The organism is Modestobacter sp. SYSU DS0904 (assembly GCF_054051115.1).
This window is the reverse complement of record NZ_JBJHAQ010000057.1, coordinates 1-14,986: the sequence shown is the minus strand read 5'-3', so window position 1 is coordinate 14,986 and position 14,986 is coordinate 1. Positions and strand designations below refer to the sequence as shown.

Below are 14,986 nucleotides of genomic sequence, written 5' to 3'. Positions count from 1 at the left end.
CCCCCCCCCCCCCCCCCCCCCCCCCCCCCCCCCCCCCCCCCCCCCCCCCCCCCCCCCCCCCCCCCCCCCCCCCCCCCCCCCCCCCCCCCCCCCCCCCCCCCCCCCCCCCCCCCCCCCCCCCCCCCACGGCGAGGGCCGCGGCGATCCGGGCGATCAGCTGGTCGGGACGTCGCAGGTCGGTGGCGGTCACGAAGACCACCCGCCAGCCGGCGGCCGTCAGCCGGTTCAGCCGCTCCCGGTCGCGGGCGAACCGGCCCGGCTCGGCGTGCCACAGGCCGTCGTACTCGAGAGCCAGGCGCGCCTCGGGCCAGGCGAAGTCGACCCGCGCGACGAACCGGCCGCGGTCGACCACCCGGTGCTGGGCCACCGGTGCGGGCAGGGCGCTCGCGCGCAGGGCGAGGCGCAGGCGCGTCTCCTGGGGTGACTCGGCCAGCCCGTCCGCGAGCGCACAGGCACGACGGGCTCGCCGGCAGCCCGGCCCGGACGAGGCGCCGGCGAGCCAGCGCACCTCCGCCAGATCGGCGCCGGCGAGCACCACCAGCTGGTCGATCGCCGCGACGGCGTCGTCCAGCGGGAGCACGCCGGCCAGCCGGACGGCGGTGGCGTCCGGGTTCGTCAGGTGCACGCCCCGGTGCCAGACCACGGTCCGGTCCTCCAGCTCGGCCCGGCGCACGCGCAGCCCCGCGACCCGCACCGGGTGGCTGCCGCGCCAGCGGGTGATCTCCACGTCGTCGTCCGCCCCGGCGAACGGGACACCCCACAGCACGGCCGCGCTGACGCCGGTCACCACGTCGTCCGGCAGGAGCAGGGCCCCGGCGGCGCGGGCCCGCAGCTCGTGGGTCACCTCGACGTCCCGGTGCACGTAGACGTCGGGGAACAGGCGGATCCAGCAGCGCCTCCGCAGCTGCGCCGGCGTCACGGTGCCGTCCCGGACGGCGGCGGAACCGCGGAACGGGGCGTCGCGGAGGTGGTCGGGTACGGCCAGCACCCCTGCACCCTGCCGGTCAGGGGCGTTGCCCCGCCGCCGTCGTCCACAGGACCACCCGTTGTGCGCTGGTCGTCGGTCGGGTGGCGACGAACCGACGATCAGCGCACAAAGGCGGCGGGGGAGCGGGGGTCAGATCCAGCCGCTGCGCTTGAAGCCGCGGAACAGGCCGAAGCAGACGCCGACCATCAGCAGCAGCGCCCCCGGGTAGGCCCACACCTCGTCCAGCTCGGGCATGTACTCGAAGTTCATCCCGTAGATCCCGGCGATGAGCGTCGGGGTCGCGATGATGCCGGCCCAGGCCGAGATCTTCCGCATGTCCTCGTTCTGCGCGACCGACGTCCGGGCCAGCGCCGCCTGCAGGATGTTCGACAGCAGCTCGTCGAGCCCGGCGACCTGGTCGCGGGTGCGCAGCGCGTTGTCCTGCACGTCGCGGAAGTACGAGCGCATGCCCTCGGGCACCAGCTCCAGCGGCCGGTCCGCCAGCGCCGCCAGCGGCAGCTCCAGCGGGCCCACCGCCCGGCGCAGCTGCATGAGCTCGCGCTTGAGCTGGTAGATGCGCGGGGTGTCGTCGGTGCGCTCCGGGCTGAACACCGAGACCTCGAGCTCCTCGACGTCGTCCTCGACCGCCTCGGCCACCTCGACGAAGTCGTCGACGACGTGGTCGGCGATGCCGTAGAGGACGGCGGCCGGTCCGTGGCAGAGCAGGTCCGGCTGCTGCTCCAGCGCCTTGCGCAGCTGGCTGAGCTCGCCGTGGTGGCCGTGCCGGACGGTGATCACGTGGTCGGCGCCGACGAACACCATGATCTCGCCGGTCATCACCACCTCGCTGGTCGCGGTCAGCTCGTCGTGCTCCACGTACCGCGCCGTCTTCAGCACCATGAACAGGGCGTCGTCGTACCGCTCGAGCTTGGGCCGCTGGTGGGCGTAGACGGCGTCCTCCACGGCCAGCGGGTGCAGGCCGTAGTGCGCACCGATCGCGGTGAGCTCCTCCTCGGTGGGCTCGAACAGCCCCAGCCACACGTAGCCGCCCTGCTCGCGGGCCACCTCGAGCGCCTGGTCGGGCGACACGTCGTGCCGCTCCCCCCGCACGTAGACCCCGCAGTCCACGACCGGGTCGGGGGTGTCCCGCGTCGTCTCCCGCGGCAACCGCGGTGCCCCGGCCGGCCGCGGGCGCACCGTCTCGGGGAGCGTCGCCGCCGGCGGGGCCCCGGCCGGGCGCGCGGGGCTGGTCTCGGTCTCGCTCACGGTTCTCCTCGTGGTCGTGGGGACGGCGGGTGGGCGCCTGCCGGGACCCGGGGCCCGTTCCCCACGTCGATGATCACCGCTCCCGGCCGACGCCGCCCACCCGACCCCGCACCGGCGCCTCACCCCTCCGGGTGAGGTGCCCCGCCGAGCTCCTCGGGCGGCCGCCCGCGGGGGTCGACCTGAGCGGTGACACCCGTCCCCGGCCAGGAGCGATCTCCCGTGACCAGCGCAGTCCTCGACGCCCCCCGCCCGGTCGTCCGCCCGTCCGCCCCGGTCGCGGCCCGCCCGCTGCGGATGCCCGCCACCGCGGCCGCCGCGGGGCTGCTGGCCGTGGTGCAGGCACTCGGCCTGCTCGCGCTCGGGCTGGCCGGGCTGGACGGCGTCTTCGGCACCGGCGTGCGGCCTTCCGGGGCCCTGGTGGCGGTCAGCCTGCTGCTCCTGGCCGGCTGGGTGGTGCTCGCCGCCGGCGGCGGGGCCAGCCTGGTCGACGGCGCGGGGCGCGGCCTGCTGGTCGGCGTCAGCTGCGCGGAGATCGGGCTGCTGGTCGCGGTGGGCGCCGCCGGTCTGCTGGGTGCCGAGCTCACCGTGGCCGGGGGGCTGCCCGTGCCCGGGCTGGCGCTGGTCGCCCTGGGCGTGCCGACCGGGAAGCTGCTGCTGGCCACCAGCCCGTCGGCCGCGGCCTGGGTCGCCGCCGGTGGGCGACCGCGCCCCGTCCGGCGCAGCGCCCCCGCGGTCGAGCACCGCGACCTGCGCGTGCTGACCGTCGCCTGCATCGGCGTGGCGCTCACCGCGGTCGCCCTGCTGGGCACCCCGGCCGCGGAGGTCACCGGGCCGAGCACCGCCGCCGTCGTCGACGCCCCCTGACCTCCCCGTACCCTTCGTGCCGTGACTGATCGGCACATCCTCACCGCCGTCGCGTGGCCCTACGCCAACGGCCCGCGGCACATCGGCCACGTCTCCGGCTTCGGCGTCCCCTCGGACGTGTTCAGCCGGTTCCACCGGATGAGCGGTGACCACGTGCTGATGGTCAGCGGCACCGACGAGCACGGGACGCCGATCACCGTCGCGGCCGACGCCGAGGGGGTCAGCCCGCGGGAGATCGCCGACCGCAACAACCGGGTGATCGTGGACGACCTGGCCAGCCTCGGGCTGAGCTACGACCTGTTCACCCGGACGACGACGGCCAACCACCGTGCGGTGAGCCAGGAGATCTTCCTCGGGCTGCTGAAGAACGGCTACGTCTTCCCGCAGACGACGCTCGGCGCGATCAGCCCCTCGACCGGGCGCACTCTGCCCGACCGCTACATCGAGGGCACCTGCCCGATCTGCGGCTACGACGGCGCCCGCGGCGACCAGTGCGACAACTGCGGCAACCAGCTCGACCCGACCGACCTGGTCAACCCGGTCAGCCGGATCAACGGCGAGACGCCGAAGTTCGTCGAGAGCGAGCACTACTTCCTCGACCTGCCGGCGTTCACCCGCGCGCTCGGCGACTGGCTGGCCACCCGCACGAACTGGCGCTCCAACGTGCTCAACTTCAGCGTCAACCTGCTGGAGGACCTCAAGCCGCGCAGCTACACCCGGGACATCGACTGGGGCGTGCCGGTGCCGCTGGACGGCTGGCGCGACCGCAACGACAAGCGGATCTACGTGTGGTTCGACGCCGTGGTCGGCTACCTGTCGGCGTCGATCGAGTGGGCCCGCCGCTCGGGCGACCCGGAGGCGTGGCGGCAGTGGTGGCAGTCGCCGGACGCCGATGCCTACTACTTCATGGGCAAGGACAACATCGTCTTCCACTCCGAGATCTGGCCGGCCCAGCTGCTCGGCTACAACGGAGCGGGCGACAAGGGCGGGGCGCCGGGCTCCTACGGTGCGCTGAACCTGCCCACCGAGGTGGTCTCCAGCGAGTTCCTGACCATGGAGGGACGGAAGTTCTCCTCCTCGCGCAACGTGGTCATCTACGTCCGCGACTTCCTGTCCCGCTACGACGCCGACGCGCTGCGCTACTTCATCGCCGTCGCCGGCCCGGAGAACCAGGACACCGACTTCACCTGGGCGGAGTTCCTGCGCCGCAACAACGACGAGCTGGTCGCCGGCTGGGGCAACCTGGTCAACCGCACGGTGTCCATGGCGGCGAAGAACGTCGGCGCCGTCCCGACCCCGGGCGAGCTGACCGACGCCGACCGGGCGCTGCTGGCCACCACCTCGGGGGCCTTCGCCCCGGTCGGTGAGCTGCTGGGGCGCAACCGGCAGAAGGCGGCGGCCACCGAGGCGATGCGGGTGGTCACCGAGGCCAACCGGTACCTGTCCGACCAGGCGCCGTGGAAGCTCAAGGAGGACCCGGCCCGCCGGGACACCGTGCTGCACACCGCGCTGCAGGCGATCAAGGACTGCAACGCGCTGCTCACGCCGTTCCTCCCGCACTCCGCCCAGCAGGTGCACGAGCTGCTGGGTGGCACCGGCACCTGGTCGGTCGCGCCGAGCGTGGTGGAGACCGAGGACCTGGACGACGGCTCGCCGTACCCGGTGATCACCGGCGACTACGCGGCCGGGCAGGCGGTCTGGGCGTCCACGCCGCTGCCACCCGCGGGCACCCCGTTGGCCCCGCCGAAGCCGGTGTTCACCAAGCTCGACGAGTCGATCGTCGACGAGGAGCTCCGGCGGCTCGAGGAGGGCGGCCAGGGCGGCTCGGCGAACGGGGAGGCATGAGCCCGGAGCGCGCCGAAGTGGCCACTTGGGTGCAACCGTGAGCCGGTCGGCCGCGTCCCGGGCCAACCGGCGGGGTGAGCCGCCGCCGTCCCCGGAACCGCTGCCCGCGCCGGCGGTCGACAGCCACACCCACTTCGACATCGCCGTCGGCGGGGAGGACCGCGCGCCCACCGAGGCCGAGGTCGACGAGGCGGTCGACGCGGCCGTCGCCGTCGGGGTCCCGCGGCTGATGCAGGTCGGGGTGGACGTCGCCTCGTCCCGCTGGTCGGCCGAGCTCGCCGCCCGCCGTCCCGAGGTGCTGGCCGCCGTCGCGCTGCACCCCAACGACGCCGGCGCCGGCGCGGCCACCGAGGCGGCCCTGGCCGAGATCGACCGGCTGGCGGCGCAGCCACGGGTGCGGGCGGTGGGGGAGACCGGCCTGGACCGGTACCGCACCGGGGAGGACGGCTGGGCAGCCCAGGAGGCGTCCTTCCGGGCGCACATCGACATCGCCAAGCGGCACGGCGTCGCGCTGGTCATCCACGACCGCGACGCGCACGAGCACGTGCTGCGGGTGCTGGCGGAGGAGGGCGCGCCCGAGCACACGGTGCTGCACTGCTTCTCCGGCGACGCGGCGTTCGCCCGGCAGTGCGTCGACCGCGGGTACGTGCTCTCCTTCGCCGGCACCCTCACCTTCGGCAGCGCCGGGTACCTGCGGGAGGCCGCCGCGCTGACCCCGCTGGACCAGCTGCTGGTGGAGACCGACGCCCCGTTCCTCACCCCGGCGCCGCTGCGCGGCCGGCCCAACGCCTCCCGGCTGGTGCCGCACACGGTGCGGGCGCTGGCCGAGGTGACCGGCACCGACCTCGAGCAGCTGTGCGGCGCGCTCACCGCCACCGCGGAGCGGGTCTTCGGCCCCTGGGGCTGAGCCCGGCAGCGCCGGGGTCCGCCCCGGTTCGCGAAAGAGGGGGACACTGGGCGCGTGGGTCGCCTCATCGCCGTCGTGTTGTTCATCGCCCTGATGGCACCCGCTGCGCTGCTCGTCCGGGCGTGGGCGCACGCCGCCGGCCGGCGTGCCGTCGCGGCGGCCGCCGTCGCCTTCGTGCCGGTGAGCGCCGGGACGGCGGCGGAGCTGCAGCGTCAGGCGGTGCACGGCCGCCGGCTGCGCCGGCTGGGGCTGGTGCTCGGCATCGCCGCCGTCATCGCCTCGATCGTGGTGTTCGCCGAGGCGTCGGTGTTCCTCTGGGTGCCCCTGCTGGCGGTCGGACTGCTGGCCGGCGTGCTGCTGGCCGAGGCCACCCGGCCGCGCCCGCGCTGGGCCGACGCCACCCCGGCCCGCCGCCCGCGCCGGGGGGACCAGATCTCCCCCTGGCTGCTGTGGACGATGCGCGGCGCCGTCGCCGGGGAGGTGGGCATCACCCTGCTGCTGCGCGAGGAGCTGCCGGGACCGCTCGTGGTGGCGGCACTGGCCGTCCCGCTGACCGGCTGGCTGCTGGCCGAGGTCGCGCTGCTGCGGGTCCTGCTGCGCTCGCTGCCCGCCGGGGGCGCCGACGTGCCGGTCGACGAAGCGCAACGCACCTGGACGGCGCACCTGGTGGTCGCAGCGGCCAGCGTGCTCGCGCTGCTGCCGGCGGGTGTCCTGCTGCTCCGGGCGGCCATCGACCTGGACGAGCAGGTCACCTCCGACGCCGGGGGGTTGGTACCGGTGGCGCTGGTGGCCGGTGGCTTCTCCACGCTGGTGGCCGGGCTGGCGGTGGCCGGCTTCCTGGTCACCTGGCTGCGGCCGGTCCAGCAGCGATCCCCGGCGCTGGCCTGACGGGGCGTCCCGGCGAGGCGGTCGGCTCGGTGCGGCGATGTCGCCGGTTCGGCCGGCTGCAGTCGCGGCGCCGGGTGTGCGCTTGCCCACGCAGTCCACTGGTGGACGACGCGCGGACACGCCGTCCAGTGTCACGGATCGTGTCGGCGTGCCTGCGAAGCGATGTGTCGACACGGTGATCTGCTCTTCCAGCACGGTTGTGTCAGTGAGCTCGTTCGTTATCGTGTCGTGACCGACAGCCGGGGTGGGGAACGCCCAGGTGGTCGTCCACCGCCCCGGGAGAGCCGGGGCACGACGACGACGGGTTCGCATGGTCCCGGGCCCCACCTCTCCGGTGGAGCCCACCGCCTGCTGCCCGGTTCCCCTGCCCGGGTCCTGTGAACCTGGATGTGTTGTGCGCCGATCGCTTCGAGTCAGCCTGTTCGCCCTGGTCCTGATGGGCCTGGTGGGCGCCTCCGCTGCCTTCTACCTCGCCCAGAAGTCGGTGACCCTCACCATCGACGGCCAGTCGCGCGAGATCAGCACGTACGCCGGCACCGCCGGTGAGGTGCTCGCCGAGGAGGGGTTGACGCCGGCCGCCCACGACGTGGTCCTGCCGACCGCCGCCACGGCGGTGCACGACGGCGACACCATCGTGGTCAACCGGGCGCGCCCGCTCACGCTGACGGTGGACGGGGTGCGCAGCGAGGTGCACACCACGGCCCTCTCCGTCGACGGGGCGCTGACCGAGCTCGGGTTCCGCTCCGACAACCTGGTCCTCTCCGCCTCCCGCAGCGAGCGTGTGCCGCTGGACGGCATGGACCTGGCGATCAGCACCAGCAAGGACGTCACCCTCATCGCCGACGGGCAGCAGCGGACCCTCACCACCACCGCCGCCACCGCCGGGGACCTGCTGGCCGAGCAGGGGATCGCGCTGTCGGCCACCGACCGGGTCTCGCTGTACCCGACCCAGCCGCTGCTGGACGCCATGGTGCTGCAGGTGACCCGGGTCCAGGTCGCCGACGTCGTCGAGGTGCACCCGGTCGCCTTCGCCACCGTGGAGACCCCCGACCCCAACGCCTTCACCGGTCAGAAGACGGTGACCCAGCAGGGCGTGCCGGGCGAGCAGACCGTCACCTGGCGGGTCACCGTCACCGACGGGGTGGAGACCGGCCGCGAGCAGCTGTCCTCCGCCGTCACCACCGCCCCGGTCGACCAGCTGGTCGCCGTCGGCACCAAGGCCAAGCCCGCTCCGGCGCCCGCGCCGGCCGCCGGTGGGGCCCCCGCCACGGCCGACGGGCTGAACTGGGCGGCGCTGGCCAAGTGCGAGTCCGGTGGCCGGCCCAACGCGGTCAGCGGCACCGGCAAGTACCGCGGCATGTACCAGTTCTCCACGTCCACCTGGGCCTCGGTCGGTGGCTCCGGCGACCCGGCGGCCGCCTCGGCCGCGGAGCAGACGCTGCGGGCCCAGATGCTCTACGCGCGATCCGGTGCCGGTCAGTGGCCGCACTGCGGGTCCCGCCTGTTCGGCTGAGCCGGACGCTGAGCACCACCCCGGAGCAGCCCGGCGGGCTGCTGGGTCCGGCCGCGATCCGCGAGCTGGCCCAGCAGCTCGACCTGCGCCCCACCAAGGCCCTCGGGCAGAACTTCCTGCACGACGCCAACACCATCCGGCGGATCGTGCGCACCGCCGACCTGACCGAGGACGACGTCGTGCTGGAGGTCGGCCCCGGCCTCGGCTCGCTGACCCTGGGCCTGCTCGGGGCCTGCGCGCACGTGACCGCGGTCGAGATCGACCCCCGGCTGGCCGACCAGCTCCCGCACACCGTGGCCGACCGGCTGCCCGGGCTGGCCGACCGGCTCACCGTGGTCACCGCCGACGCGCTGCGGGTGACCGAGCTGCCCGGCCCGCCGCCCACCGCGCTGGTGGCCAACCTGCCCTACAACATCGCCGTGCCGGTGCTGCTCCACCTGCTGGAGCTGCTGCCCTCGCTGCGCAGCGCGCTGGTGCTCGTGCAGGCCGAGGTCGCCGACCGGCTCGCCGCCGGGCCCGGCAGCTCCGCCTACGGGGTGCCCAGCGTGAAGGCCGCCTGGTACGCCGACGTCCGCCGGGCCGGCAACGTCCCCCGGCCGGTCTTCTGGCCGGTGCCCAACGTCGACTCGGGGCTGGTGGCGCTGACCCGCCGCCCGCACCCGTCCGGCGACCGGGCCGCCACCTTCGCCGTCGTCGACGCCGCCTTCGCCACCCGGCGCAAGGGCCTGCGCGCGGCCCTGGCCCGCTGGGCGGGCAGCCCCGCCGCGGCTGAGGAGCGGCTGCGCGCGGCCGGGATCGACCCCACGACCCGCGGTGAGCAGCTCTCCGTCGAGCAGTTCGCCCGGCTGGCCGCGACCGACCCGGCGGACGGGTAGCGCATGCCCCCGATGACGGGCAGGGTGCTCCGGTGAGCAACGCGACCGCGGGCGGGCCCGGCCGGATCGCCGGCAACGGCGCGGTGAGCGCGCGGGCACCGGCCAAGGTCAACGTGCACCTGGGGGTCGGGCCGCTGCGCCCGGACGGGTACCACGAGCTGGAGACCGTCTTCCTCGCCGTCTCGCTGTTCGACACCGTCACGGTGCGCCCCGGTTCCGGGCTGTCGCTGAGCCTGCGCGGTGAGGGCAGCGAGGCCGGGCGCGGTGCCGGCAGCGTGCCCACCGACCGCGGCAACCTCGTGTGGCAGGCGGCCGAGCTGCTGGCCCGGCACGCCGGGGTGCGGCCCGAGGCCCACCTGGAGGTCGACAAGTCGATCCCGGCCGCGGCCGGACTGGCCGGCGGCAGCGCCGACGCGGCCGCCGCGCTGGTCGCGCTGGACGCGCTGTGGGGCACCCGCGCCACCCGCGGCGACCTGACCCGGTTGGCCGCCGAACTGGGCAGCGACGTGCCCTTCAGCTTGCTCGGCGGCGTCGCGCTGGGCACCGGGCGGGGGGAGCAGCTGTCCCCGGTGCTGGCCCGCCGCCGCTGGGACTGGGTGCTCGGCATCGCCGGTGAGGGCCTCTCCACGCCGACGGTCTTCCGCGAGCTCGACGCGATGCGGGCGGCCGGTGCCGTACCCGAGGGTGGGACGGAGGCCGGCACCGAGCCGGTGATCGCCGCGCTGCGCAGCGGGCCGCCGTCGGCGCTGGCCGCGGTGCTCGGCAACGACCTGCAGGCCCCGGCGCTGCGGCTGCGCCCCGAGCTCGGCCGGGCGCTGCACGCGGCCACCGGGGCCGGCGCCCGGGCCGCCCTGGTCAGCGGGTCCGGCCCGACCGTCGCCGCGCTCGCCGAGGACGAGGACGCCGCCGTCGCGCTGGCCGCGGAGCTGGCCGGCGCCGGGGTGTTCCGGACGGTCCGCGCCGTGCACGGGCCGGTCCACGGGGCCCGCCTCGTCGGCTGACGGGGACCCCTCCGGGCCCTGGGCCAGCCTCCGGCGTGGCAGCCGACGTCGGCCTGACCACCCTCCTGCGGATAGTCGTGCTCTGAGTCATGTGGTGACTCAGAGCCCGACTGTCCGCAGTGGTGGTATGTGCCCCGGGGCAGCTCAGCCGGAGATCGGGCGGGCGCCCGGCCGGGTGCGCAGCAGCTGCACGGGCTCGTCCCCCGCCAGCCCGGGACGAGCCCCGGAACGGTGCCGGGTCAGCGGCGGTCGACGAGCCTCGGTTCCGGGTCGAGGTGGGACAGCCCGTTGTAGGCCAGGTTCACCAGGTGGGCGGCCACCTCCCGCTTGCCCGGGGAGCGGGTGTCCAGCCACCACTGCCCGGTCAGCGCGACCATGCCGACCAGCGCCTGGCTGTAGAGCTCGGCCAGCCGCGGGTCGTAACCGCGCAGCGCGAAGTTCTCGCCCAGGATGTGCTCCACCTTGCTGGCCACCTCGCTGATCAGCGAGGAGAAGCCGCCCTGGGTGCCGGCCACCGGGGAGTCGCGGAGCAGCACCCGGAAGCCGTCGGTCTCCTCCTCGATGTAGTCCAGCAGTGCCAGCGCGGCCCGTTCGGTCAGCGCCCGCGGGTGCCCGCCGATGGACAGGGCGGAGGTGAACCGGTCCAGCAGCTGCTGCATCTCCCGGTCGACGACGACGGCGTACAGCCCCTCCTTGCCCCCGAAGTGCTCGTAGACCACCGGCTTGGAGACGTCGGCGCGGGCGGCGATCTCCTCGATCGAGGTGGCCTCGTAGCCGCGCTCGGCGAACAGCTCGCGGCCCACGTCGAGCAGCTGCCGGCGCCGCTGGGCGCCGGTCATCCGCACCCGGGGGCGCCCACCGCCGGCCCCGGACGGTGCGTTGCCGGCCGCCGGCCCAGGGGTGCTCATGGCCTCATCGTGCCCCGGGGTGGGACGCGGCCCTACGCTCAGGGGCGGCCCCGGTCGCTCGCGACCGCCGGCCGCGCCACCCGCCCGGGGCTCCGCGGAGCCCGGCGCGGATGGGGGATGGGGTAATCGGCAGCCCGCCGGCCTTTGGAGCCGGGAAGTCTCGGTTCGAGTCCGAGTCCCCCAGCCACCGCACCCACCGAAGCCCCGCCGAGGAGATCCGTGAGCCCGTCCGACCCCGCTCCCGCCGTTGACACCGTGATCGTCCTCGCCGCCGGGCAGGGCACCCGGATGCGTTCGCGCACCCCGAAGGTGCTGCACGAGATCGGTGGCCGCAGCCTGCTCGGGCACGTGCTGGCCGCCGCGGAGCCGCTCGGTGCCGCGCAGACCGTCGTCGTCGTCGGCTCCGGGCGCGCGGCCGTCGAGGACCACCTGGCGCGGGCCGCCCCGCTGGCCCGGCCGGTGGTGCAGGAGGAGCAGCGGGGCTCCGGGCACGCCGCCGCCGTCGCACTCGACGCGCTGCCGGAGCTCGCCGGCTCGGTCGTGATCCTCAACGGCGACGCCCCGCTCGTGCGCCCGGAGACCCTCAGCGGACTCGTCGCCGCCCACCGGGCCGCGGGCGCCGTGCTCACCGTGCTCACCGCGGAGGTCGACGACCCGACCGGCCTCGGACGCATCGTCCGGGACGACGACGGCGCGGTGCGCGCGATCGTCGAGGAGAAGGACGCCGACGCCGCGCAGCGGGCCATCGCCGAGGTCAACGCCGGGGTCTACGTCGGCGACGCCGCTGCCGTCCGGGAGGCGCTGACCCGCGTCGGCTCGGCCAACCAGCAGGGCGAGCAGTACCTCACCGACGTGCTCGGTCTGCTGGTCGCCGACGGGCGGCCGGTCGGCGGGCACCGGGCCGACGACCCGGACGACACCCTGGGCTGCAACGACCAGCGGGAGCTGGCGGCCCGCCGCCGCACCCTCAACGACCGGGTGCTCGACCGGCTGATGCGGGCCGGCGTCGTCGTCGTCGACCCGGTGACCACCTGGGTCGACGTCACCGTCGAGGTCGGCCCCGAGGCGGTGCTGCACCCCGGCACCCAGCTGCTGGGCGCCACCACCGTCGCCGGTGGCGCGGTAGTCGGCCCGGACACCACCCTCACCGACACCGAGGTGGGGGAGGGGGCGTCGGTGGTGCGGTCGCACTGCGAGCTGGCCGAGATCGGCCCGGATTCGTCCGTCGGCCCGTTCAGCTACCTCCGCCCGGGTACCCGGCTCGGCCGCGGCGCGAAGGTGGGCGCGTACGTGGAGACGAAGAACGTCCAGGTCGGTGCCGGGTCCAAGGTGCCGCACCTGTCCTACGTCGGTGACGCGACGATCGGCGAGGGCACCAACATCGGCGCCGCCACCGTGTTCGTCAACTACGACGGCGTGGCCAAGCACCACACCACGGTGGGCGACCACGTCCGGATCGGCTCCGACACGATGCTCGTGGCGCCGGTCACCGTCGGGGACGGCGCCTACACCGCCGCCGGGTCCGTGATCACCGGCGACGTCCCCCCGGGCGCCATGGGAGTGGCCCGGGCCACTCAGCGGAATGTGGCAGGCTGGGTGAGTCGTAAGCGCCCGGGTTCTCCCGCGGCGCAGGCCGCGGAAGCGGCGCAGCGAGCAGCAGTGCCGGCCGCGGACGCGGCGGGCGCAGAACCGATCCCGACCACGGACGAGGGCACCACCTCGTCCGCGGCCTCGGGGGCCGACCAGTAGGGGCGGGGCAATGAGCGCCATCCGGCAGACCACCAACAAGAGCCTGATGCTCTTCTCCGGGCGTGCGTACCCGGAGCTGACCGACGAGATCGCCGGGCACCTGGGGGTCACCCCCACTCCCACCGCGGCCTACGAGTTCGCCAACGGCGAGCTCTTCGTGCGCTTCGAGGAGTCGGTGCGCGGGTGCGACGCCTTCGTGGTGCAGAGCCACACCGCGCCGATCAACACCTGGCTCATGGAGCAGTTGATCATGGTCGACGCGCTCAAGCGCGCCTCGGCCAAGCGGATCACCGTCGTGGCGCCGTTCTTCCCCTACGCCCGGCAGGACAAGAAGCACCGCGGTCGCGAGCCGATCTCCGCCCGGCTGGTCGCCGACATGTTCAAGACCGCCGGCGCCGACCGGCTGATGACCGTCGACCTGCACACCGCGCAGATCCAGGGCTTCTTCGACGGGCCCGTCGACCACCTGTTCGCCATGGACCTCCTCATCGAGGAGGTCAAGCGCAAGTGGGGCCGCTGCGACCTCACCGTCGTCTCCCCGGACTCCGGTCGGGTCCGCGTCTCCGAGCGGTGGAGCGACAAGCTCGGCGGCACCCCGCTGGCCTTCATCCACAAGACCCGCGACGTCACCCGGCCCAACGAGGTCGTCGCCAACCGCGTCGTCGGTGACGTCGAGGGCCGGGTCTGCATCCTGGTCGACGACATGATCGACACCGGCGGCACCATCGCCAAGGCCGCCGAGACGCTGTTCGACTCCGGCGCGGCCGACGTGGTCATCGCCGCCACCCACGGGGTCCTCTCCGGCCCGGCGGTCGACCGGCTCAAGAACAGCCGGGTCAGCGAGGTCATCGTCACCAACACGCTGCCCATCGAGCCGGCCCGCCGGTTCGACAAGCTCACCGTGCTCTCCATCGCCCCGCTGCTCGGCCGGGCGATCAAGGAGGTCTTCGAGGACGGCTCGGTGACCTCGCTCTTCGGGGGAGCCAGTTAAGTTGCGCCCCTACGGGCCGCATCGCGGCCGTGACATGGCGATCCTCTGGATCGCACCGCGGCCAGGAGCCGTGCCCGGCCTGGGCTGAGCTGTTTCCCGAGACGACGGCAGGGACCCTTCGGGCCCCGTGCCGGCGTCGCGGACGGACCCACCCGCGGTCCCGGACGGGAGCCTCCGGCCCCGCGTCCGGGACCGCGGACGCCCTGGCGGGCGGTGGGTCCGGATTCCCCCGCTGATGGCGTTGGTTCGACCCGTCCCTGGCTGCCGACGTCCGTCGGGGAGCGCCGTGTAGCCTGTTTCCTGTTGCCCGGCGAGGGAGCGGTTCTCCGACTCCGTGATCGACGTGCGTCTGCCCTCCAGGGGTGTGCCGCGCTCGTGCGCTGAGCACACAGACCCGATCCACCTGTTGAGGAGCACACCACCGTGGCTGATTTCCGCCTCGTCGCCGAGCCCCGCACCGAGTTCGGCAAGGGCAGCGCCCGCCGCACCCGCCGGGCCGGCCGCGTCCCCGCCGTCATGTACGGGCACGGTCAGGACGTCGTGCACCTGTCCGTGCCCGCGCTGGACTTCGCCGCCGTGCTGCGCAACGGCGGCAGCAACGCGCTGATCACCATCACCCTGGACGGCAAGGACCAGCTCGTGCTGATCAAGGCCGTGCAGCGCGACCCGGTGACCCGGGTGCACGAGCACGCCGACCTGGTGGTCGTCCGCCGGGGCGAGAAGGTCACCGTCGACGTCCCGATCGTCGTCACCGGCCAGGCGGCGCCCGACGCGATCAGCAACCACCAGCTGAACGCCGTCTCCCTCGAGGCCGACGCGACGAACCTGCCCGAGTCGATCGAGGTCGACATCACCGGCCGGGGCACCGGGGACAACATCACCGCGGCCGACCTGCCGCTGCCGGCCGGCGCGACGCTGATCACCGACCCGGAGGCGCTGGTCATCGGCTTCCTGGGTGCGCCGTCCGCCGCCGAGCTCGAGGCCGACCTGGGCACCGACGAGACCGAGGCCCCGACCGGGGACGTCGTCCCCGAGCCGCTGGACCAGGGCAGCGGCGAGTCGATGGACGCCGCCGAGAAGTCCAGCGACGCCTGAGCCCGGAGCACCAGGCTGACCGAGAGCACGACCCGGGGGGGGGGGGGGGGGGGGGGGGGGGGGGGCGCGGGGGGGGGGGGGGGGGGGGCGGGCGGGGGGGGGGGTGGGGGGGGGGGG

13 protein-coding genes and 1 tRNA gene are annotated in these 14,986 nt (G+C 75.0%); 11 read left to right on the top strand and 3 right to left on the bottom strand.

Features of this window, described 5'->3' with window-relative positions; translation table 11 throughout:
* Both ACI79U_RS20580 and ACI79U_RS20575 read right to left on the bottom strand, forming a co-directional pair.
* On the bottom strand, positions 1 to 508 hold a 508-nt coding region (locus ACI79U_RS20580), incomplete at its 3' end, for an endonuclease domain-containing protein (protein ID WP_457072827.1).
* Positions 509 to 1,117: 609 nt separating this feature from the next.
* Positions 1,118 to 2,233, bottom strand: coding sequence for a magnesium and cobalt transport protein CorA (locus tag ACI79U_RS20575; protein ID WP_457072107.1), 1,116 nt, complete (start codon positions 2,231 to 2,233; stop codon positions 1,118 to 1,120).
* 219 nt (positions 2,234 to 2,452) lie between these two features.
* Here ACI79U_RS20575 and ACI79U_RS20570 point away from each other — a divergent pair, with 219 nt between their 5' ends.
* From ACI79U_RS20570 to ACI79U_RS20540, 7 genes are all read left to right on the top strand, one after another.
* Positions 2,453 to 3,097: a hypothetical protein gene (locus ACI79U_RS20570; RefSeq protein ID WP_457072106.1), complete on the top strand. Its 645-nt coding sequence runs from the start codon at positions 2,453 to 2,455 to the stop codon at positions 3,095 to 3,097.
* Between the two features lie 21 nt (positions 3,098 to 3,118).
* Entirely contained in the window at positions 3,119 to 4,942 is a 1,824-nt protein-coding gene (gene metG, locus ACI79U_RS20565) for a methionine--tRNA ligase (protein ID WP_457072104.1), read from the top strand.
* Positions 4,943 to 4,979: 37 nt separating this feature from the next.
* Entirely contained in the window at positions 4,980 to 5,849 is an 870-nt protein-coding gene (locus ACI79U_RS20560; RefSeq protein ID WP_457072102.1) for a TatD family hydrolase, read from the top strand.
* Positions 5,850 to 5,903: 54 nt separating this feature from the next.
* Entirely contained in the window at positions 5,904 to 6,737 is an 834-nt protein-coding gene (locus ACI79U_RS20555) for a hypothetical protein (RefSeq protein ID WP_457072100.1), read from the top strand.
* Positions 6,738 to 7,131: 394 nt separating this feature from the next.
* Entirely contained in the window at positions 7,132 to 8,250 is a 1,119-nt protein-coding gene (locus ACI79U_RS20550; RefSeq protein ID WP_457072098.1) for a ubiquitin-like domain-containing protein, read from the top strand.
* Positions 8,217 to 9,125, top strand: coding sequence for a 16S rRNA (adenine(1518)-N(6)/adenine(1519)-N(6))-dimethyltransferase RsmA (gene rsmA / locus ACI79U_RS20545; RefSeq protein ID WP_457072096.1), 909 nt, complete (start codon positions 8,217 to 8,219; stop codon positions 9,123 to 9,125). The genes ACI79U_RS20550 and rsmA overlap by 34 nt, the downstream gene beginning before the upstream one ends.
* Before the next feature lie 32 nt (positions 9,126 to 9,157).
* Positions 9,158 to 10,126 carry a 4-(cytidine 5'-diphospho)-2-C-methyl-D-erythritol kinase gene (locus tag ACI79U_RS20540; protein WP_457072094.1) on the top strand — a complete coding sequence of 323 codons (969 nt, stop codon included), beginning with the start codon at positions 9,158 to 9,160 and terminating at the stop codon, positions 10,124 to 10,126.
* A 239-nt stretch (positions 10,127 to 10,365) separates the two neighbouring features.
* Here the strand turns inward: ACI79U_RS20540 and ACI79U_RS20535 are convergent, their stop codons facing one another.
* A complete protein-coding gene (locus tag ACI79U_RS20535; RefSeq protein WP_457072092.1) occupies positions 10,366 to 11,034 on the bottom strand; it encodes a TetR family transcriptional regulator in 669 nt (222 codons plus the stop codon).
* Between the two features lie 111 nt (positions 11,035 to 11,145).
* Between ACI79U_RS20535 and ACI79U_RS20530 the strand changes: the two genes are divergently transcribed.
* From ACI79U_RS20530 to ACI79U_RS20515, 4 genes are all read left to right on the top strand, one after another.
* Positions 11,146 to 11,221 (top strand) — tRNA-Gln (locus tag ACI79U_RS20530).
* A gap of 32 nt (positions 11,222 to 11,253) precedes the next feature.
* Positions 11,254 to 12,783, top strand: coding sequence for a bifunctional UDP-N-acetylglucosamine diphosphorylase/glucosamine-1-phosphate N-acetyltransferase GlmU (gene glmU, locus ACI79U_RS20525; protein WP_457072089.1), 1,530 nt, complete (start codon positions 11,254 to 11,256; stop codon positions 12,781 to 12,783).
* Positions 12,784 to 12,793: 10 nt separating this feature from the next.
* Positions 12,794 to 13,774 carry a ribose-phosphate diphosphokinase gene (locus tag ACI79U_RS20520; protein ID WP_457072087.1) on the top strand — a complete coding sequence of 327 codons (981 nt, stop codon included), beginning with the start codon at positions 12,794 to 12,796 and terminating at the stop codon, positions 13,772 to 13,774.
* A 423-nt stretch (positions 13,775 to 14,197) separates the two neighbouring features.
* Positions 14,198 to 14,869 (top strand): 50S ribosomal protein L25/general stress protein Ctc, encoded by a 672-nt coding sequence (locus tag ACI79U_RS20515; RefSeq protein ID WP_457072085.1) that lies wholly within the window; start codon positions 14,198 to 14,200, stop codon positions 14,867 to 14,869.
* Positions 14,870 to 14,986 lie beyond the last annotated feature (117 nt).